General features: G+C 31.1%; 23 protein-coding genes and 1 riboswitch. Of the genes, 18 read left to right on the top strand and 5 right to left on the bottom strand.

Annotated features, from left to right (window positions below; all coding sequences use genetic code 11):
- Positions 1-4 precede the first annotated feature (4 nt).
- Both deoB and LQ608_RS07450 read left to right on the top strand, forming a co-directional pair.
- Positions 5-1,189, top strand: coding sequence for a phosphopentomutase (deoB, locus tag LQ608_RS07445; RefSeq protein ID WP_239751027.1), 1,185 nt, complete (start codon positions 5-7; stop codon positions 1,187-1,189).
- Positions 1,189-1,539 (top strand): DoxX family protein, encoded by a 351-nt coding sequence (locus tag LQ608_RS07450; protein ID WP_239751029.1) that lies wholly within the window; start codon positions 1,189-1,191, stop codon positions 1,537-1,539. The genes deoB and LQ608_RS07450 overlap by 1 nt, the downstream gene beginning before the upstream one ends.
- Before the next feature lie 709 nt (positions 1,540-2,248).
- Here the strand turns inward: LQ608_RS07450 and LQ608_RS07455 are convergent.
- Positions 2,249-2,716: an S-ribosylhomocysteine lyase gene (locus LQ608_RS07455; RefSeq protein WP_078358052.1), complete on the bottom strand. Its 468-nt coding sequence runs from the start codon at positions 2,714-2,716 to the stop codon at positions 2,249-2,251.
- Between the two features lie 136 nt (positions 2,717-2,852).
- Between LQ608_RS07455 and LQ608_RS07460 the strand changes: the two genes are divergently transcribed.
- The 10 genes from LQ608_RS07460 (at position 2,853) to LQ608_RS07505 (ending at position 10,657) form a co-directional block, all read left to right on the top strand.
- Positions 2,853-3,395 (top strand): GrpB family protein, encoded by a 543-nt coding sequence (locus LQ608_RS07460; protein ID WP_239751031.1) that lies wholly within the window; start codon positions 2,853-2,855, stop codon positions 3,393-3,395.
- A gap of 43 nt (positions 3,396-3,438) precedes the next feature.
- Positions 3,439-3,537, top strand: a riboswitch (SAM riboswitch).
- Positions 3,538-3,596: 59 nt separating this feature from the next.
- On the top strand, positions 3,597-4,784 hold the full coding sequence (locus tag LQ608_RS07465) for a M20 family metallopeptidase (RefSeq protein WP_078358050.1): 1,188 nt from the start codon (positions 3,597-3,599) through the stop codon (positions 4,782-4,784).
- The gene (gene ldmS, locus LQ608_RS07470; protein WP_239751033.1) at positions 4,781-5,974 is read left to right on the top strand and encodes an L-aspartate--L-methionine ligase LdmS; all 1,194 of its coding nucleotides are present in this window, start codon (positions 4,781-4,783) and stop codon (positions 5,972-5,974) included. The genes LQ608_RS07465 and ldmS overlap by 4 nt, the downstream gene beginning before the upstream one ends.
- A gap of 97 nt (positions 5,975-6,071) precedes the next feature.
- Complete coding sequence (locus LQ608_RS07475; protein ID WP_239751035.1) at positions 6,072-6,737, top strand: DUF2750 domain-containing protein; 666 nt, start codon at positions 6,072-6,074, stop codon at positions 6,735-6,737.
- A 188-nt stretch (positions 6,738-6,925) separates the two neighbouring features.
- Complete coding sequence (locus LQ608_RS07480) at positions 6,926-7,333, top strand: hypothetical protein (RefSeq protein WP_239751036.1); 408 nt, start codon at positions 6,926-6,928, stop codon at positions 7,331-7,333.
- Between the two features lie 68 nt (positions 7,334-7,401).
- Positions 7,402-8,172 carry a hypothetical protein gene (locus tag LQ608_RS07485; RefSeq protein ID WP_239751038.1) on the top strand — a complete coding sequence of 257 codons (771 nt, stop codon included), beginning with the start codon at positions 7,402-7,404 and terminating at the stop codon, positions 8,170-8,172.
- A gap of 49 nt (positions 8,173-8,221) precedes the next feature.
- Positions 8,222-8,815: a hypothetical protein gene (locus tag LQ608_RS07490; RefSeq protein WP_239751040.1), complete on the top strand. Its 594-nt coding sequence runs from the start codon at positions 8,222-8,224 to the stop codon at positions 8,813-8,815.
- Positions 8,812-9,510 (top strand): hypothetical protein, encoded by a 699-nt coding sequence (locus LQ608_RS07495; RefSeq protein WP_239751042.1) that lies wholly within the window; start codon positions 8,812-8,814, stop codon positions 9,508-9,510. The genes LQ608_RS07490 and LQ608_RS07495 overlap by 4 nt, the downstream gene beginning before the upstream one ends.
- Positions 9,507-10,127: an ATP-binding cassette domain-containing protein gene (locus LQ608_RS07500; RefSeq protein ID WP_239751043.1), complete on the top strand. Its 621-nt coding sequence runs from the start codon at positions 9,507-9,509 to the stop codon at positions 10,125-10,127. The genes LQ608_RS07495 and LQ608_RS07500 overlap by 4 nt, the downstream gene beginning before the upstream one ends.
- The gene (locus tag LQ608_RS07505) at positions 10,124-10,657 is read left to right on the top strand and encodes a hypothetical protein (RefSeq protein WP_239751045.1); all 534 of its coding nucleotides are present in this window, start codon (positions 10,124-10,126) and stop codon (positions 10,655-10,657) included. Before LQ608_RS07500 ends, LQ608_RS07505 begins: the two co-directional genes overlap by 4 nt.
- Positions 10,658-10,730: 73 nt before the next feature.
- On the opposite strand, the gene LQ608_RS07510 is transcribed toward LQ608_RS07505, so the two are convergent.
- Genes LQ608_RS07510 through coaW form a run of 3 tightly spaced genes read right to left on the bottom strand, consistent with a single transcriptional unit; the run spans position 10,731 to position 12,960 of the window.
- A complete protein-coding gene (locus tag LQ608_RS07510; RefSeq protein WP_239751047.1) occupies positions 10,731-11,504 on the bottom strand; it encodes a TrmB family transcriptional regulator in 774 nt (257 codons plus the stop codon).
- 9 nt (positions 11,505-11,513) lie between these two features.
- Positions 11,514-12,143, bottom strand: a complete 630-nt coding sequence (locus tag LQ608_RS07515; protein WP_239751049.1) for a pentapeptide repeat-containing protein — start codon at positions 12,141-12,143, stop codon at positions 11,514-11,516.
- Between the two features lie 19 nt (positions 12,144-12,162).
- A complete protein-coding gene (coaW, locus tag LQ608_RS07520) occupies positions 12,163-12,960 on the bottom strand; it encodes a type II pantothenate kinase (protein WP_239751051.1) in 798 nt (265 codons plus the stop codon).
- A 147-nt stretch (positions 12,961-13,107) separates the two neighbouring features.
- Here coaW and LQ608_RS07525 point away from each other — a divergent pair, with 147 nt between their 5' ends.
- Genes LQ608_RS07525 through LQ608_RS07540 form a run of 4 tightly spaced genes read left to right on the top strand, consistent with a single transcriptional unit; the run spans position 13,108 to position 15,824 of the window.
- Positions 13,108-13,713 carry a CDP-alcohol phosphatidyltransferase family protein gene (locus LQ608_RS07525; protein ID WP_239751053.1) on the top strand — a complete coding sequence of 202 codons (606 nt, stop codon included), beginning with the start codon at positions 13,108-13,110 and terminating at the stop codon, positions 13,711-13,713.
- Complete coding sequence (locus LQ608_RS07530) at positions 13,713-14,651, top strand: phosphatidate cytidylyltransferase (protein WP_078358039.1); 939 nt, start codon at positions 13,713-13,715, stop codon at positions 14,649-14,651. The genes LQ608_RS07525 and LQ608_RS07530 overlap by 1 nt, the downstream gene beginning before the upstream one ends.
- 13 nt (positions 14,652-14,664) lie before the next feature.
- Entirely contained in the window at positions 14,665-15,294 is a 630-nt protein-coding gene (locus LQ608_RS07535; protein WP_239751054.1) for a lysophospholipid acyltransferase family protein, read from the top strand.
- Entirely contained in the window at positions 15,288-15,824 is a 537-nt protein-coding gene (locus tag LQ608_RS07540) for a YqaA family protein (protein WP_239751056.1), read from the top strand. The genes LQ608_RS07535 and LQ608_RS07540 overlap by 7 nt, the downstream gene beginning before the upstream one ends.
- A 400-nt stretch (positions 15,825-16,224) precedes the next feature.
- Here LQ608_RS07540 and LQ608_RS07545 read toward each other — a convergent pair whose 3' ends face one another.
- A complete protein-coding gene (locus LQ608_RS07545) occupies positions 16,225-17,829 on the bottom strand; it encodes a BCCT family transporter (RefSeq protein WP_239751058.1) in 1,605 nt (534 codons plus the stop codon).
- A 152-nt stretch (positions 17,830-17,981) separates the two neighbouring features.
- On the opposite strand from LQ608_RS07545, the gene LQ608_RS07550 reads away from it, so the two are divergent.
- On the top strand, positions 17,982-18,842 hold the full coding sequence (locus LQ608_RS07550) for a GNAT family N-acetyltransferase (protein ID WP_481817131.1): 861 nt from the start codon (positions 17,982-17,984) through the stop codon (positions 18,840-18,842).
- Positions 18,843-18,945: 103 nt separating this feature from the next.
- Positions 18,946-19,458 carry a DNA-directed RNA polymerase subunit delta gene (rpoE, locus tag LQ608_RS07555; RefSeq protein ID WP_239751061.1) on the top strand — a complete coding sequence of 171 codons (513 nt, stop codon included), beginning with the start codon at positions 18,946-18,948 and terminating at the stop codon, positions 19,456-19,458.
- Positions 19,459-19,571 lie beyond the last annotated feature (113 nt).

A 19,571-nucleotide genomic window follows, 5' to 3' on the forward strand; every position in this document is an offset into this window, starting at 1 on the left:
TCAAATGACAAACCGTTTTAAACGTATTCATTTAATTGTAATGGATTCAGTAGGAATAGGTGAAGCACCAGATGCTAAAGCATTTGGTGATGAAGGTTCACATACATTAAAACATACACTAGAAGGTTTTAATGAAACTTTACCAAACTTAGAAAAATTAGGACTAGGTAATATCGCTAAATTACCAGTTGTTAATAAAGTAGATCATCCAGAGGCTTTTTATACTAAATTAAGTGAAGCTTCTGTTGGTAAAGACACAATGACAGGACATTGGGAAATCATGGGGCTAAATATCGATAAACCATTTAAAGTTTATCCAGAAGGTTTTCCAGAAGAATTAGTAAAAGAAATTGAATCAATGACAGGTAGAAAAGTTGTTGCTAATAAACCTGCATCAGGTACAGAAATTATTGATGAATATGGTAAACATCAAATGGAAACAGGAGACTTAATTGTTTATACTTCAGCAGACCCAGTATTACAAATTGCAGCTCATGAAGATATTATTCCATTAGAAGAGTTATACGATATTTGTGAAAAAGTTAGAGAATTAACAAAAGATCCTAAATATTTAATAGGTAGAATTATAGCTCGACCATATGTAGGAGAGCCAGGTAATTTCACAAGAACATCTAATAGACATGACTATGCATTGAAACCATTCGGAGAAACAGTTATGAACACTTTAAAAGATGCTAATTATGATGTTATAGCTATTGGTAAAATCAATGATATATATGATGGTGAAGGTGTTACTAAAGCTATTAGAACAAAAGATAACATGGATGGCATGGATAAATTAATTGAAGTAGTTAAAAGTGATTTCACTGGAATCAGTTTCTTAAACTTAGTTGATTTTGATGCATTATATGGTCATAGAAGAAATAAAGAAGGTTATGCTCAAGCAATTAAAGATTTTGATAACCGACTTGAAGAATTACAATCTGTATTAAATGAAGATGATTTAGTAATCATCACTGCAGACCATGGTAATGATCCAACTGCACCTGGTACAGATCATACACGTGAATATGTTCCATTATTAATGTTTAGCCCAAGTATAAACGATTATCGTGAATTATCAGGAGACACAACATTCAGTTCAATCGGAGCAACAATTGCTGATAACTTTAAAGTAACTTTACCTAAATTTGGCAAAAGTTATTTAAAAGAGATGGGTATTGAATAATGTCCTTGTTTAGACGATTATTTGGGGTAGTATTTACTTTTGCTGGTGTTATGCACTTTGTAAGATCAAAAGGTTTTGAAGCAATTGTACCTAATTTCTTGCCATTAAAAAGATTGATTGTTTGGGTGTCAGGCGTAATAGAAATAGTATTTGGGTTACAATTAATATTGAAAAAGCCAAGTGAACTTACTAAAAAACTAATCGAATGGTTTTTAGTAGCAGTATTCCCAGCAAATGTTTATATGGCACAAAAAAATATTCCATTAAACGGTAAGACATTACCAAAATGGGCATTGTGGGGCAGATTACCTTTACAATATGTATTAATTAAATTAGTAAGAAAAATGTAATATTAAAAGTAGATTTTATTATAAAATGGAGCTTGGAGCATATATTCTAACTCGAAATAAATAAGCATATCACTAAACTGATTTTTTAAAGTTTACAGTGATATGCTTATTTTTTATCTTACGATTTTGTAAAGTTCATGCTTGTCTGCCATTTATACAATCTTACGATTTTGTACGTGCATGCTTGCCTAGGGGTATGGCTCGAGCCTGTAGTCTCTCACGCATACTATTCCCTCAGGCGTCCGCACTTTACAAAATCGTTAACAATATCTATTTATATAAAATCTTACGATTTTGTACGTGCATGCTTGCCTAGGGGTATGGCTCGAGCCTATAGTCTCTCACACATACTATTCCCTCAGGCGTTCGCACTTACAAAATCGTTGTAATTTTCATTTTTATACACATTCTTACTGAGATTATACTAATAAGAGGAACAGTAAAAGCAGTTCCATGCAAAATTGCTGATAAGAGGTACGTTAAAAGCAATTCCATGCAAAATTGCTGATAAGAGGTGCGTTAAAAGCAATTCTAAGCAAAATTGCTGATAAGAGGTACGTTAAAAGCAGTTCCATGCAAAATTGCTGATAAGACGTGTGTTAAAAGCACTTCTAAGCAAAATTGCTGATATAAAGTACAGTAAAACTAGACTTGATTACAAAATAGAGGCTGAGACAATTAATTTGTCTCAGCCTCTATAATTTATATATTAATCTTCTTTAAAGATATTTTTCCAGCTTTCTCTTTCAGCTAAAAATTCAGTTGCTAATTGTTGAGCGCCTTCTAATGAATGGCTTGCTGCCCAACCACATTGTACTTCATTACATGCTGGTACTTCTGTTGCTTTTTCAACATCTTTTAAAGTCGCTTCTAGGATAGATAATACATCATCATAATCATCATGGTTAATAAATGAAGCATAAAAACCTGTTTGGCAACCCATTGGACTTACATCAACCACTTTATCAGTATGGTTTCTAATATTTTCAGCCATTAAATGTTCTAATGAGTGCAATGCAGGCATTTCCATATGTTCTTTGTTTGGTTGTTTGAAACGAATATCATATTTATGAATAACGTCACCTTTTTGTCCTTCTTTAATTCCAGCAAGTCTAACAAAAGGTGCATCTACTTTTGTATGATCTAAATTAAAACTTTCGACATTCATTTTTGTCATGAAGATTCCTCCTTTGATTTCGGCATAATTATATCAAGTAAATTTTGAAAAAACAATCAATTCAGATTTCTTTTACTTTCTTTATATGTTACTTTATAAGATAATATAATAAATTATTCTGAAATTAGGTGATGAAATGAAGAGGTTAGAAGTAGTCCCTTACGACAGTATATGGCAACATCTTTTTCTTGAAGAGAAAAAGTACTTACAGTCGTTATTGAAAGAACATAGTATAAGCATAGAACATATTGGATCAACTGCTATTCCTGGATTATCTGCAAAGCCGATTATAGATATATTAATCGTAGTGAAAGATAGCAACACAATCGATTCTTTTACACATGAATTATCAGCTTTAGGATATGAGTCTAAAGGTGAACGTGGAGTCATAGGCAATAGATACTTTAAAAAATATGATGATTTTGGAGCAGTTTCGCACCATTTACATATATATGATGAAGGAAGTCCGCATATTTTAAGACTATTATCCTTCAGAGATTACTTAAGAACTTTTAATGGAGAAAGAGAAAGATATAGCCGTTTAAAACATGATTTAGTCGTCGATTATCCTGCAGATAGTGAACAATACTATAAAGGTAAAGATAGTATGATTAAAGAGTTCGAGAAAAAAGCGGAGAAGTGGTATGTAAAAGCAAATGATATTGCTACAAATCATTGACATATCCGAGTGATAAAGTTAGAATTAAAGTCAAATTTCATACGAATTATCAAGAGTGACTGAGGGATGGGCCCGATGAAGTCCAGCAACCTCCCATTATGGAAAGGTGCCAATTCCTACAGTTTTTACTGGAAGATAAATGATCGATTGGCGCACTCCTTATAAAGAAGTGCGCCTTTATATTGGAAAGGTGAATGGTTAATGAGTAATTTATCACAAAATATTATAAACTATATAGAACAGAATAAGCACTTATATTTATCAATGAGTCATCAAATTCATGAGCGTCCTGAATTAGGAAATGAAGAAATATTTGCGTCTAGATTATTAAGTGATCAATTGAAAAGTCATCACTTTACAATAGAGAAGAATATTGCGAATCATCCAACTGGTTTCATTGCTACATATGATTCTAAAAAGGAAGGACCGACGATTGCTTATTTAGCTGAGTATGACGCATTACCTGGACTTGGTCATGCATGTGGACATAATATTATTGGGACTTCTAGTGTGTTAGCAGGTATCAGCTTGTCAAAAGTGGTAGATCAAGTTGGCGGAAAAGTCGTAGTATTAGGTTGTCCTGCAGAAGAAGGTGGCATTAATGGAAGTGCTAAGGCAAGTTATGTAAAAGCGGGAATTATAGATAATATAGATGTTGCTTTAATGGTACATCCAGGACATGAAACTTACGTGACGGTTCCTTCTTTAGCTGTTGATGTATTTGATGTTAAGTTCTACGGTAAAAGCGCGCACGCATCAGAAAATGCTTATGAAGCTGTAAATGCGCTTGATGCTATGCTGTCATTTTTTAATGGAGTAAGTATGTTAAGACAGCAAATTAAGAAAACTGACAAAGTGCATGGTGTGATTTTAAATGGTGGAGAAGCAGCGAATATTATTCCAGACTTTACACATGCACGTTTCTATACACGCGCAACATCTCGTAAACATTTAGATGAACTTACAGATAAAGTGCGTAAAATAGCTGAAGGTGCAGCTATACAAACAGGTGGAACATACGAGCTACGACCAATACAAAATGGTGTGAATGAATTTGTTATAAACAATCCACTAGATGAATTGTTTAGAAGACATGCCGAAGAAATTGGTGAAGAAGTTATTGATGACGATTTTGGTTTTGGTTCTACAGATACGGGGAATGTAAGTCATATCGTACCGACTATACATCCACATATAAAGATTGGACCATCTAATTTAGTCGGTCATACAAAAGAATTTTGCCAAGCAGCTGCAAGTACTAAAGGTGATAAAGCATTGATAAGTGGTGCGAAAATATTAGCCTCAATGGGTTTAGAACTTATAGAGAACGTGTCCCTTAGAAATGAAATTATCGAGCATCATCAAACATTAAGGGAGAACTTATTATGAAAAATGAGTACAGGAAACCACTAACATTAACACTTCAAGATTTATATGAAGACTATATAGTATACAATTCAAGACCATCATATGAGGATAATCCTTGGTTAAAAGCTGAAGAAGATCAATCTAATTTTTTAACAGCAAGAGAAATGATTATTAGTAAGATGCCTATGATTGTACATGAAGCTTGTTTAACCAACAATGTTCAAGATTTGCTAAAATTAGTTAATGTTGAAATTCCAGAAAATTTATATACATTCAATGATAGAGAAAGTTACGAACATTTAATTAACCAAATAACTCATGATAATAAGAAAATCTTCTTCCAATACATACATGGTGAACAGTTATGTAAAGATGAAGATTATGCAGTGTATAAACCAAGATTTATCGATTTAAATAACAAAGCTAAAATAGCGCAATGGACAAGTGGAAAATATTTACCAAAGCGTGAAATAGTAAAGCGTAATGAATTTGACGAAAAAATAAAACATTGGAAACTGCCACTTGTGATTAAGCCAGGAGATGAGTTGCCTACTGCTGGTGGATACGGTGTGATGATATGTTACAATGAAGATGATTTAAATAAGGCAATAGCACGTATTAAAGAAGCTAGTGATACGAAAAGCATTATCATTGAGCAATTTATTGAAGAAGTTGATAATTATTGTGTGCAATATGTATATAGTGAGAAAACGGGTATACAATATATTGGCGCTGTGAAACAACTTACAGATGAATATGGATTTTACAATGGTAATACTAATTCTACAGAAGTACCTCAAAAGGTAATTGATGCAGGGTATGAAATAATGAAAAAAGGTGTAGAATATGGGTATAAAGGTGTATCAGGTTTTGATTTATTAATCGATAAAGATGGGCAAGTATTTGCGATTGATTTAAACTTTAGACAAAATGGATCGACAAGTATGCTATTACTTAAAGACCGAATGAATGACGCTTATCAAAAGTTTTTGAGTTATCACTCAAAAGGCGATAACACGCATTTCATACAAACTATCAAAAAATACATTGTAGCTGGATACTTATATCCACTTTCTTACTATGATGGAGACTATTTTGGTAAAGATGCAGTGAAATCGAGATTTGCAGGAATATGGCATGCAGAAACTGAATCTAAAGCTTTAGAACAAGAACAATCATTTCTTGAAGAATTGAGTAGCACCAACAAATAAAAAATTTTCTTCATTTAATGTAATTTTTATTGACTTATACCTTTTAACTATACTATATTTTATTGGGATTAAATATAATGAAAAGGGTGGTATGACAATGGCTATCCAGGATATGTCTATGTTCAAACAAATATTAGCTAAGGAAAAATTTTACGTTGTTTTAATTGATCGCAAAATTCTAAGAGATGAAGCATCAGATATTCGTTTAATCTGGTCAAAAAAAGAATTTGCTGAATCATATTTAGAAGAGAATAATATTACTCTATATGATAAAATAATGGACTTAGATTTAGATAGATTTGTAACATATGAAATGGATGACATTCTTGATGAAGGGGACAAGTTCATCATAGATAAGTACGAAAATAACAAGGGAATAGAATTAGAAGCAATATCATTTATTGAAGAAATTATGAGTGAACTAGATGATATCCGAATTGAAGAATTTGCAGAAGATATTTGTAATGAGACTTATGTATACGGGTTAACAGTTAAAGGACAAAAACAATTTATCATCGTTTCAGAAGAAGAAGACGCTAGTTTACCAAATATGATGACAGTTTGGAGCACACGTAAACTTGCTGAAAAAGTACGTCGTGATGATTTTGAAGAATACGATGTTATAGAAGTAGAAACAGGTGTCTTTGAAGAATGGTTAGAAGACTTAAAACAAGAAAATATTGCTTTAGGTATTAACTTAAAGTCAGGTATGATCGGTACAATTACAGATCCAAAAGCAGTATTAAAAGCAATGCCTTGTTAGATAAACAAACAAGTAAATAGTAATTTATAAAGACTTTTGCTAAATAGCAAAAGTCTTTTTTTATGTCTTGAATAAGTTGTGAAAATTTAAAATAAATATATTTAAACGTCATTGTAAAAGCGTTTACATTAATATAAAATATATCTAACATTTAGAAATGTAAAATAATGGAACAGGAAGTGGTGGAGTTGAAACGGGGGATTTTTATAGTAGTATGTTTGCTTTTATTATCGAGTCAAAAATTTGCAGATGGAGCTGGAAATACTGGAGACACATATTGGCATAACGAGTTTAGAATGTGGAGTCCATATGATCATACGCCAGCTAGGAAAAAATTGAACAAGTCTGCATACTATAATAGAAATTATGGCAGAGTCACAGAGCGTTCTAGAAGAGTAACTGGAATGTATATTTGGGCGTCTTTATATGATGGTCGTGATGTATCAAATGGTCATAGATATTGGGTTACTCGAGGTCAAATAACAAAACTATATAATCTAGCAGTTGAGAGATATGGACCAGGTGTTGCTGTTAGAATTGACGCTAAATCATATTCAAACGGTTTTCTAGACGGTGTATGGAGTCCTGATAGTTAACAATTTGCTCCATAATATAGCTTTAAAAGTAGGTGGTAACAATTTTAAATTATATGAAACTACGTATAATGAGGTTTCAATTATATATAGTTTTTAGCATTTTAATAATTATTGCAGTATTACATTTATTTGACGCTTATCAAACTTATGGTATTAATAAGTTGTTAGAAAATACACCATATACTCAATCTTTATTATTTGATGGGTATAGTGGCTTTCAAACCGTATTTCTATTAATGATGCCTCTAGCTGTATCTATTGGTGTGAGTGATATTTTTATACAAGATCGTAAACAACATTTATTACATCATGCCTATATGTCTCATGAGAATAAGTCCGTAGACATTCAAGTGATTTTATACTCAAGTATTGTTGCTTTACTACTAGTAATAATTCCACTATTAATAAATTTTGTTGGTGAATTTTTAATACTACCTGATATTTTGCCAGAAAGAATGACTATTAACCCAATTGGTATATTTAGCTGGAACACTTTAAGTGTTCATTTATATTATACAATGCCGTTACTATATATATTGTTGTATATTTCATTGACGGGTATTTGGGGTGCTATTATGAATGTGTTTGCGATAACACTTTCTCTATATACGAATAAAAGAATTTTAGCTATGATTGGTCCATTTATCTTTCAAATTTTATTAATTATATTATCAAATTTGACTTATGAACCTTTTATCGTACCACCAATATATTTCTTAATGGGAAGAACAGAATTTATGTATTTTGAAGTTTTGCCGATTCTATTAACTTTGGGACTATTCATCGGCCTTTCAATATATTTCTATGTAAGAGGTATGTACAAAAATGAACTTAATTAAATACAGATTAATTTCCTTAATAAATACAAAATTTCTACTGTGGAATATTGTGTTCTTTGTTTTAATGATTTTATATCAGAAGGGAAGTGTTGGTTACTTTTCTTCTGATGACTTTCAATTCACAAATTTATTATTAAGCAAATTTACGCTTACTTATGTTGTATTACCTATTTTAACAACTATGACGATTGTATTTTATCGTGATGAGTTTGTTCATAAAGTATTTATTGAATTTAGAAAGTGTTTAAAGATAGAGGTCCTATTATATGCAGTTGTCATCTCATTACTTGTTAGTATTGAAATGTTGATTGCTAGTATGATAGCGCTGAATTTTCAAGTTCGATTCAATATGATATTTCTTGTAACAGCTTGTATGTTGATAGCAGGTAATTTTACGATATCATTAATAGCTCTTACTCTGTATATAAGTTTTTTGAATCGTGCTATTTCATTAGTGTTTGTAAATTTAATGGTATTTATAGATTTTGTATTAATGCAAGGTGGAAAGTGGAACTATTTGATTATTGATTCAAAGAGGTTATTTTCACTTTCTTGGTCATGGACTATGTACCAATTGCTCCTCATAATATTTCTATATTTAGTTGTAGAGTGGATTATTAATAAAAAGGAAATAAGGACATGAATATTTTAAAATTTACAGGTGGCATCATTCAAAGTTTATGGAAAATATTCATAATTATAAATGGAATTTTTCTTTTGGTATTAATGTTATTTAGACCATATATAAGAGTTAGTTTATGGGAGTTTATCTTTCAAGGTAATAATGACAATGAATTGAGTATGCATTTATATAGAATACCTGGTTTATATATATTGATTATGTTACTTGGCATGATTTTCATTTATCGATTTATACATGTTATTTATCAATATTACATTGTAGAGTGGCAAATGCTAATAAATGTTACTGGAAAATGGATGATTCTTCTAATAATACCGTTTATTTTAAGTGTAATTTATATTACAAGTATATGGTTGATCATTTCTCTTATTGATTGCGAATTTAGGATTAACGCTATACATTTATCGTATTTAATAGTGAGTATTTATTTCTTAATGATTGTATTTATTTGGACTTACATAGCTTATAAATTTTATATAAGCTTTATGATATCGTTATTGTGGGTAATTGCTACAACAAGGTTTGATTTGGATATTAATATATTAAATGAATCTTTGCTTTCAAGAATACAGGGTATATCTTACACGAATTTATTCTATTGTGCACTATCTATTGTTGTGGTGAATATGTTGTTGTTTATTGAATTAGGACGTGATCATCACATGAAATTTCAAAGAGGTGATGATGAAGAATGATTAAATTAGTAAATGTTTCAAAAGAACACCAAGGCAATCAATTGTTGAATAATATAAATTTAGAAATTGAATGTGGAAAAGTCTATGGATTTAAAGGGCGTAATGGGTCTGGAAAGACGATGCTTTTAAGAGCAATTTTAGGATTAATTAAAGTTGATGGGCAAGTCATTATTAATAATGAACCGCTTAAATTTGGAGGAAAATATCCACTTGAAGTTGGCGTGTTTATTGAGAAACCTAGCATCATACCTGAATTTACAGCTTTAAAAAATCTTAAATTAGTAGCTGCATTAAAAGGCATAACAGATATCAATGTAATGACTAAATATTTAGTAGAACTTGGACTTGATTATAAAGATAAAAGGAAAGTAAGGAAATATTCATTAGGTATGAAACAGAAAGTGGGTATCGCTCAAACGTTAATGGGAGACCCAGAGTTAATTGTATTAGATGAACCTACCAATGCTTTGGATAAAAAGAGTATTGAGAAACTTGTTGAAATCCTTGAAATATTAAAACAGCAAGGATGTACAATATTGATAGCTTCACATCAATTTGAAGATATAGAAAGAGTTGTTGATGAGGTGGTCCATATAGAAGCAGGTGCATTAGAATGAAGAATAAAGTAATCCTATTATCTGTTATTATCGTATTTGTAGTTCTCGTTATACTAGGATGCATCCAGTATCATAAAGTAAACGCAGAATTTCAAGATTATGAACTTAAGGAAGTGAAAATTAAACTCAATCAATCGCATGATATATCTGTCGGAACGATGCAATTTAGTAATTTAAGTTATAAGATTAAAGAAAAAGAAATATTGGTAAGTGCAGATATCAAAATAGTTAAAAAGAAAGACTATCCAGATCAATATTATAATAATATTGATGCAAACTTATTTTTACGTGTTAATAATGAAATATTGCAACAATCCGATGAATTTAAATTGAAAAATGGCAAAAGGCTAATGCCGGATCGATCTTATTTTGATAAGCATAATGTTTATGAGGGACGCGTAACATTTAGGTATATGCCATTAGATCCTGATGGAGACAATGATTTAGAACTTTCTTACCTTGATCGCAATGGCCATAAATTAAAAAAATTATATTTTCCAATAAAAGTTGACGGTGGTAAAATAGTTTGATACATTATTAGTGACTACTAAAGTAGTTACTACATCCCAACGTAGTAAAATTATTTATCCCATAAAATAACCCTTAAGAGAAAAAGGCTTTTCTCTTAAGGGTTATTTCGTCTTCTATATCTTCTTCAAATTTACTTATATATTTATTTACTAATACGTCATGCCAAATATAGTCTTTCATCATTTTTATCTGGGTGCGGTCCCGACTTATATATGCACGCATATCTGTTTCATCGGTTTGTCCATATATCATATATTCATTATCTACAATTACGACGAATGGTTTTAGTGTTAATGAACTTTTTACGTAATTTGTATATCGATGATTGATTAAATCGTACTTTGGTTGATCGACTTGGAAGGTAATGCCTTGTACATGTATATTTTCATTGATATTTTTAGTTATGATTTCATATATGTCTGGCCATATTGAAACGGTCATTTGTTTTTCAGCTTTTTGGATAGCGTATTCAACATTGTCAATTATCGTTGATTTATTCGTAAGTACTTCTATTTGGATTTGTGCATTTTCTGTTACTGTATTTAATTTATTGATTTCTGTTTCAAGCTGAATGAGCTCTTCGTTTTGTTTTCTTTCAAATAATTGAATTGTTTGTTCGGGCGATAATGCATAGTAATATTTTTTTTGATCTTTTAAGTTAAAGTATGCTAATCCTTGTTCTTCGAGTTTATTAAGCGCTTCATAAATTTTTGATCTTGGAACATTGGATATTTCACTTAATTTATAAGCTGTTATTCCAGGGTTTTGTACTAATGAAATGTATGCTTTAGATCCATATTCACTTAATCCAAAACGCTTTAATATCGTTATCATTTGATTCATCATAATCACCTTCTAGTTTGATGTTACACTAACTCCGAATAACGGAAGTATATCATATGCCTGAAATTCAGAAACGGTTGCGCCTTTTAAATCAGTTGGCTGTATAATAAGCTGTTCTATTTCATTCGTAGATAAATCAACGTTGTTAAATGATGTTTCTACAACTTCTAGCGAATCAAGGGAACATCGCACGATTTCTATTGATTTTTGCTTACAAAATGAAATATACGTTTCTGCCATTTGATTATCATTGAATAATACATGGTCCAAGTTACAGTTTAAAAATTGACTCATTTTCAATTGGCAGTTTGAAAATTGTACATGCTTCAGTTTAAGGTCTGAAAAGGTGGCACCAATCATACGGCAGTCTAAAAATTGAACTCTATTTATAGACGCATCATTAAAGACACAATTTGATAAATCGCATCCTTTAAATACAATATCTAGTGCATGAATTTTTGTGAAATCAACTGATTCAAATGTGCATTGGTTGAAATAAATTGTATCTATTTGACTTGTTTCGTCATCAAAATGAATTGTTGTTTTATTAAAGTATAAATCGTAAGAAGATTGTAATAATGTATATTCTTGATCTTCTGTAAACTCAAATTCTTTCTGTAATTTTGGTTCGATCATTTTCATGAGTGATCCTCCTTATTATTTAGCAATATATAGAACCTAATGCTCCAGAGAATTCTCCGTTATCAATGAAGTAAGGATTTAAACCACGTAAAATTGTATAATCTACGACTATATTTCGAAGTAAGTCATTGTTTACAAATGATGACCCGATATAGACAACATTTTCAGTTTTAAATTGTTTTGCAGCATGAATCGAGACTGTTGTAACAGTTTCACCCACAATTCCCATAACGGCAGCTAATCGATCTGCATTTGGGAAATCATCATGGATGTTTTGTAATACATGGCCGAAGTTGGCTGCTGTTAAATCTCCAGAAATAGGTGTTTTGTCGCCTTTATAGATATGTTTAACTTTCAAATCTATTTTATCTCTATCTCCGTTTATTGCAGTTTGGACTAATTCTTCATAATCACTGATTTGGGTAAGTAAATAGCCTAAACCTTGTATCATGCCTCCACCAGCTCCTGTACCGCCAGCTCGCTCTTGATTTTGTGCTGTTGCGTAGTGGATAGAAGTTCCTGTTCCTACGTTTGAAAATATATATGTATCTAAATGAATATCATGTTCTTTTAATAAAATTTGGATACCTGTATAAGTAGCTTCAAATTCAATGCTACGCTTTACATTATGCTTAATTATCGAATCTAAATATTGAGCCTTTCCTCCAGTGATAGAAATATCAGCCTTATCAATATGATTTAACCATTCGGCTACTTGGTCTATTTGAGTTGTTAACCATTTTTTAAATGTTCTTTTATTGTTCGTTTCAGTGACAACTTTAATAAGTGTACCTCCCGCATCAATTCCAATCTTCACAAAAACACCTCTTCAAATTAAGAAATAAATTATTGCTATTATACTATAAATTAATGTAATTGATAAATTAACGAAACAAAAAATAATTAGTAGAAAATGTATCGTTACATGATAAGATGGAAACAAAAGATAATGGGGTGTTCTTTATTGATTAGCATATACGAAATAAAACCAAAATTTCAAAAATTACTAATGCCAATAGTAAAATGGATGAGGAACATCGGTATGACACCAAATCAAGTTACAATCTTGGCGTTGTTATTATCAATTGTTACTGGAGCTGTATTAAGTGTGTTTCATGATAATAAATGGGTGTATATCTTAATGCCAATTGTTATGTTTGTAAGGATGGCATTAAATGCAATTGATGGTGTTATGGCAAAAAAATATAATATGAAATCTAAGTTAGGGTTATTATTGAATGAACTAGGGGATGTAATAAGTGATGTTTGTTTATTTATTCCATTCTTATTTATAGCTCATGATTTTGGTGTAGGGATTATTTTATTTATTGCTTTATCTATTATAAGTGAAATGGCTGGTGTAACCGTTCAAGTAATAGGTAGTTCAAGAAGGTATGATGGACCGATGGGGAAAAGTGATAGAGCATTTATAGTCGGTTTAATTAGCTTCTTAATATTTGTTCAATTGAATGTTATACCGTATTTACATTTTGTATTTTATATTTGTTCAATACTTATGATTGTAAATATTTACAATAGAATAAATAAGGGGTTAGAGGAGGCAAAATAATGAATTTAGGAAAGATATCAAACGAAATGATTGTCGTTATGATTGGCGTATTTATTGTATTAGTCTTATCTAGTTTGATTTGTGCTTATTTAACGAAACGTTATCCCGATAAAGATTTTACTGAAATTAAATTGCGTATTAAATCATGGTGGGGCATGTGCATCATTTTTACGATAGCACTTGTCATTCATTCTACAGTTTCTTTGATATTTCTAGCTTTATTGTGTTTCCTAGCTTTGAAAGAATATTTTTCACTTATTCCAACAAATCGTAGTCATAGAGCTGTCTTGTTCTGGGCATATTTATCCATACCAATTCAGTTTACATTTATTTATTTCGGTTTTTACGGCATGTTCATTATTTTTATACCAGTATATATGTTCTTATTTATCCCTATACAAGCCATATTTATCGGTGAGACAAAAGGTTTTCTACAATCGATGGGATCCGTTCAGTGGGGATTAATGCTTATGGTATTTAGCCTAAGTCATCTAGCTTATTTAATTGTCTTACCAGGTGAAAAAAGTACTGTTCCTGGCGCGAGTCTTGTACTATTTCTAGTGATATTAACGCAAGCTAATGATGTGTTCCAATTTTTATTTGGTAAAGCATTTGGTAAACACAAAATTGTACCTAAAGTGAGTCCGAATAAAACTTGGGAAGGTTTTGTTGGCGGCATTTTAGCAACTACCATTTTATCATTATGTATTGCACCATTTTTAACACCATTTACGCTTTTAGGAATGATTATAGCGGGAATTTACATTAGTATTATGGGATTTATTGGAGACGTGAATATATCAGCATTGAAAAGAGATTTAAATATTAAAGATACTTCACAAGCTATTCCAGGTCATGGTGGTATTTTAGATAGAGTTGATTCCCTGACTTACACAGCGCCATTATTCTTCCACTTTGTAAGGTTCTTCTACTTTTAAGGAGTGAACTAATATGTTAAGACTCATTATATTTACAATGATAATTAAACCAATCATCCTAATTGTTTTAGGTTTAAATATACGCAGAAGAGAATGGTTACCTAAAGAAGGACCAATAGTGATTATCGCTAATCATAATTCACATTTAGATACACTTGTATTGCTGTCGTTATTCCAAGGAAAAGGATTTAAAAAAGCTCGACCTGTTGCAGCGGGTGATTATTTTTTTAAGAATAAACTTTTAAAATGGTTTTCAATTAATATTATGCAGATTATTCCAATAGAAAGAAAAATGACTCGGGATATAAAAGGGCTATTTGAACCAATTGTTACAGCATTGGATGAAGGAAGTATTATTATTTTATATCCTGAAGGTAGTAGAGGAGAACCAGAAAAACTTTCAAAGTATAAGTCTGGTATTTATTACTTAATGAGAGAAAGACCTGATATACCCATTCAGCCATTATTTTTACATGGTTTAGGAAAATCATTACCTAAAGGATCAAAATTATTTGTACCATTCTTCGTAGATATTTTTGTAGGTCAGTCATTTCTTTTTAATAAAAATAGAAAAGAATTTATGGATGAACTGAATAGTAGTATGAATGATTTGAGAAATGAAGGTGATTTTAAAGAATGGTAATCATCTTTGTATGGGCATTTTTAGAAGCAATCATATTTTTTATCATTCCAGATGTTGCATTAACATATTATGCAATGAAACAAAAAAGTAAATTCAAAATATTACTAGCAAACATAATTGCGATTACTGGAGCAGTAATAGGTGGTGTAATCGTCTATATCATTTCTATTCAACATTTAACGTTTTTGGAATCAGTAATGCTTAAAATACCAGGAATTCACGAGTATATGTTTGAACATGTTATGACTTCTTTAGAAGACAAAGGCGTTCTAGGATTGATAGAAGCACCCTTATTTGGTGTGCCCTATAAACTTTATGCAATGTTAAGTTATCAACAAGGGATTTCGTTTTTTACATTCGTGGTCATTAGTTTCTTTGCGAGATTATTGAGATTTATTTTAACGAGTTACATTGCTTATTTTTTAAGTCATATTATTTTTAAAAATTTAAATCAATATTTGAAAGTTTCAATGTGGTTAATCGTGTGGATCATTGTATATATTATTTATTTTTCAATTCATTCAATTTAAAAATAAAAAGCACTTCCCACGGTGGGAAGTGCTCAGAGTGTCGACAAAGTCTTAGACTTTGCTGACATTTTTTTATGCGCATGCTTTCCGCGGGCATGTTCTCAGCCTGTAGTCTTCGAATCATGCTTTTCCCGCAGGAGTCAGCGCAAAAAAAACACCAAATATTAACAAATTATTTTATAAAATAGATGAAATTTTAATTAGGAGTTGATTCTATGTTAAATAAATCTACTGATAAACCTGTCCATTATGAAATGGACTAGTTATAGAGGAATTAAAAAAATATTAATGGACACAGTAAAAATACTTATTAAAACAAAAAAATAAACTGAACTTATAAATTTAAGTTCAGTTTATCCAAAGTCTGAGTACTTCCCACCCTGGGAAGTGCTTTTGTGTTCTATTTCTTATTTTCTTCTTCTTCACGTTCTTCTAAGGATTTAGAGAAATCTGTGTCATCTTTGATATAAGTCATTTTAAAGTGTTCGGATGGTTCTCTTCTTAATGCTTTCATAATTGAGAACATCATGAGAAATAGTATAAATGCAAATGGTAACCCAGCAACTATGGAGGCGGTTTGTAAACTTTCTAATCCACCGGCTAATGTCATTGATACTGAGATTGCCCCAATCAGTGTACCCCAAACGATTTTATATTTAAAGGGTGGTGTGACTGATCCTCTATCAGACATACTTGATAGAATGAATGTAGTTGAGTCTGCACTTGTAACTAAGAATAAGAAGATTAATATTATTGCTAATACACTAGTCGCTTCGTAAAACGGGAAGTGTGATAATAAGGAGAATAAGGCTACTGTATAATCTCCTTTAACGTCTTCGGCAATACTTGCACCTTTATTGATTACTAAGTATATTGCTGTTCCACCAAATGTAGCAATCCAAGCAAATGAAATAAGTGGTGGAATAATTAGTACACCAATAACAAATTCACGAATTGTTCTACCACGGGAAACACGTGCTACGAAACCACCAATAAATGGTGACCAAGCAATAACCCAAGCCCAATAGAATACTGTCCATTGTTGAAGCCATGAATTGTCACCTTCATAAGGGTTTAATCGTAAACTATATTGTACGAAATTAGAAATGTAATCACCAATCGCGAGTGTGAATGTTTCAAATATAAACTGTGTTGGACCTAATACTAAAATAAATAATAGTAATGCAAAACAAATAAAGATATTTGCGTTACTTAGCCATTTAACCCCTTTATTTAAACCTGATGCAGCTGATCCAAGGAATAATACAGTCATAATTACTGTAATGATGATTTTAGTCCAATTATTATTAGGAATATTAAAGACATGATGAAGACCGCCACCGATTTGTAAAATACCGAGACCAATTGATGTCGCTATACCCATTACTGTAGCTACAATAGCAAGTACATCGATGATATTTCTGTAAGGTTTCTTGTAAGCTTCACCAAATACGGGTTCCATAGCTGTGGAAATTAATCCATCTCTACGTTTTCTAAATTGAAAATAAGCTACGATTAATCCAGCCATCGCAAAGATAGACCATTGTGAAATTCCCCAATGGAAGAAAGTATATCCCATAGCTAATCGTGCAGATTCTAAAGTGCTACCATCTACTTCATTTGGCAAAGGTGATTTTAAGTAGTGTGTCATTGGTTCTGCCACACCCCAGAAAACGATACCGACACCTAAGCCAGCTGAAAATAGCATACCAATCCAAGAAATAAATGAAAATTCTGGTTCTTCGTCATCTCTTCCGAGTTTAAAACGACCAAACCTTGTAATTGCTAAGCCGATTAAGAAAATATCTAATACAAAAACAATTATTAAGAATAACCATCCCGTACTATTTGATATAAATGTGTATAATATATTGGCATATTTGCCAAACCCTTTAGGAAATATTCCTGCAGTTAGCGTAACCAATATTATAATAGACATAGATACCCAGAAAACTAATGTTGTTTTATTATTCTTATTGTCGTGATGCTCTTCAGACTGATTCATAATTTTCCCCCTTCATAAATAATGCAGTCTTTATTTTAGTACCCTTACAAAATTGATATTAACATAGAATTTATAAATAGATAATAAGGTTCTTAATTGCGCATTGAACATAAAGTTCGGTATGATATGTATAAATACACGGGGGGATTTAAATAATGAAAGCAAAACAATTCGGTGATATTGAAATTAAACCTTTTGAAGAAAGTATGAGAACGGCGCTATATGACTTTCGTTTAAATGAGCGTCAACAAATTTATTCTTCATTGCCAAAAGAAGTGTTAGATGGGGCTATTAATGATCCTGATAGAAGGCCAAATATCGTTGTGAATGAGAAAAATGAAATTATTGGTTTTTTTGTCCTTCATAAATATTATCAACATGAAGGTTATGATACACCAGATAATGTAGTATATATTCGTTCTTTATCAATTAATGAAAAGTATCAAGGTAATGGATATGGAACAACGATAATGATGAATTTACCGGAATATGTACAATTTGTGTTCCCTGATTTTGATCATTTATATTTAGTAGTAGATGCTGAAAATGAGGCTGCATGGAATTTATATGAAAGAGCAGGCTTTATGCATACCGCAACTAAAGAAGAAGGTCCTCTAGGTAAAGAACGTTTATATTATTTAGATTTAGATTCTAAATATGTATCATCATTAAAGTTAGTATTAAATGAAGATAATTTAGATAACGAGTTTGTAGATATTCATTTAATGAAAGATAAGCAAAAAGTGGGCATTATTGTATTGGAAGATAAAGGACAAATCTTTGATATTCGAAGTATAGAAGTAGAAGAAAATGAAAGAAAAGAAGGTATAGCAGAAAGTGCTTTAAGACAGTTGAGTACCTTCGTACGTAGAAGATTTGAAGATAAGAAAGAAATACATATTACTTTATTTGGTTCAAACAACAAATTAAAGCCTTTATGTGAGAAAGCAAGGTTTGTAGAAATACAAAAATCAGAAGACTATATCAAACTTATGAAATATATTAAGTATTAACAAACATTTGCTAAAAATCAGCTTGTCAATTATAATCGTAAACTGTTATGATTATAAATATTAATGTGCGACAATAGTTCGATTGTTGAAAGGAAGAGTAAAGATGAAATTAAAAGATTTCACTAAAGAGATGGTAGATGAGCATTCATTTATCGAAATGGCTTATATTTTATTAACAGAGAACGGCAAAGAAACAAACCTATATGACATGGTAGACGAATTCAAAAGATTAGGTAATTATAAAGATTCACAAATTGAAAATCGTATTTTACAATTTTATACTGATTTAAATACTGATGGACGATTTTTAAGTGTTGGAGAGAATATTTGGGGTTTACGTGATTGGTATTCAGTAGATGATATTGAAGAAAAAATCGCACCTACTATCCAAAAATTCAACGTACTTGATGAAGAAGATGAAGCAGATTCAGAAATTTCATTATTAGGCGAAGAAGACAAAACTAAGGACCTTGACATTACGATCGTACAAGATGATGAAGAAGGACTAAATGATCCTGAAGACCCAGAAGATGAAGAGGTTGAGGATGAATTAGACGAAGCAGGTCTTGTTGTCGATGAAGAGGAAGAAGACGATGAAGAAGAGGAAGAAGAATAAAAAGAATTTTAATTGACTTTTCTTTAAAAGATGGTAATATTTTATTTGGGCTCCTTTAAATAGGACAACGTATAAATATAACGCTCCCTCCTTACATTTTAAATAATGTAAGT

It is taken from the genome of Mammaliicoccus sp. H-M34 (assembly GCF_022386495.1).
Taxonomy (GTDB): Bacteria; Bacillota; Bacilli; order Staphylococcales; family Staphylococcaceae; genus Mammaliicoccus; species Mammaliicoccus fleurettii.

Excerpts from the sequence above, each read along its gene's own strand:
- LQ608_RS07455 (WP_078358052.1), bottom strand. The coding sequence starts at position 2,716 with ATGACAAAAATGAATGTCGAAAGTTTTAATTTAGATCATACAAAAGTA.
- LQ608_RS07540 (WP_239751056.1), top strand. The coding sequence starts at position 15,288 with ATGGTAATCATCTTTGTATGGGCATTTTTAGAAGCAATCATATTTTTT.
- LQ608_RS07495 (WP_239751042.1), top strand. The coding sequence starts at position 8,812 with ATGAATATTTTAAAATTTACAGGTGGCATCATTCAAAGTTTATGGAAA.
- rpoE (WP_239751061.1), top strand. The coding sequence starts at position 18,946 with ATGAAATTAAAAGATTTCACTAAAGAGATGGTAGATGAGCATTCATTT.
- ldmS (WP_239751033.1), top strand. The coding sequence starts at position 4,781 with ATGAAAAATGAGTACAGGAAACCACTAACATTAACACTTCAAGATTTA.
- LQ608_RS07475 (WP_239751035.1), top strand. The coding sequence starts at position 6,072 with ATGGCTATCCAGGATATGTCTATGTTCAAACAAATATTAGCTAAGGAA.
- LQ608_RS07485 (WP_239751038.1), top strand. The coding sequence starts at position 7,402 with ATGAGGTTTCAATTATATATAGTTTTTAGCATTTTAATAATTATTGCA.
- LQ608_RS07500 (WP_239751043.1), top strand. The coding sequence starts at position 9,507 with ATGATTAAATTAGTAAATGTTTCAAAAGAACACCAAGGCAATCAATTG.
- LQ608_RS07510 (WP_239751047.1), bottom strand. The coding sequence starts at position 11,504 with ATGATGAATCAAATGATAACGATATTAAAGCGTTTTGGATTAAGTGAA.
- deoB (WP_239751027.1), top strand. The coding sequence starts at position 5 with ATGACAAACCGTTTTAAACGTATTCATTTAATTGTAATGGATTCAGTA.
- LQ608_RS07450 (WP_239751029.1), top strand. The coding sequence starts at position 1,189 with ATGTCCTTGTTTAGACGATTATTTGGGGTAGTATTTACTTTTGCTGGT.
- LQ608_RS07515 (WP_239751049.1), bottom strand. The coding sequence starts at position 12,143 with ATGAAAATGATCGAACCAAAATTACAGAAAGAATTTGAGTTTACAGAA.
- LQ608_RS07505 (WP_239751045.1), top strand. The coding sequence starts at position 10,124 with ATGAAGAATAAAGTAATCCTATTATCTGTTATTATCGTATTTGTAGTT.
- LQ608_RS07535 (WP_239751054.1), top strand. The coding sequence starts at position 14,665 with ATGTTAAGACTCATTATATTTACAATGATAATTAAACCAATCATCCTA.
- LQ608_RS07465 (WP_078358050.1), top strand. The coding sequence starts at position 3,597 with ATGAGTAATTTATCACAAAATATTATAAACTATATAGAACAGAATAAG.
- LQ608_RS07545 (WP_239751058.1), bottom strand. The coding sequence starts at position 17,829 with ATGAATCAGTCTGAAGAGCATCACGACAATAAGAATAATAAAACAACA.
- LQ608_RS07530 (WP_078358039.1), top strand. The coding sequence starts at position 13,713 with ATGAATTTAGGAAAGATATCAAACGAAATGATTGTCGTTATGATTGGC.
- LQ608_RS07460 (WP_239751031.1), top strand. The coding sequence starts at position 2,853 with ATGAAGAGGTTAGAAGTAGTCCCTTACGACAGTATATGGCAACATCTT.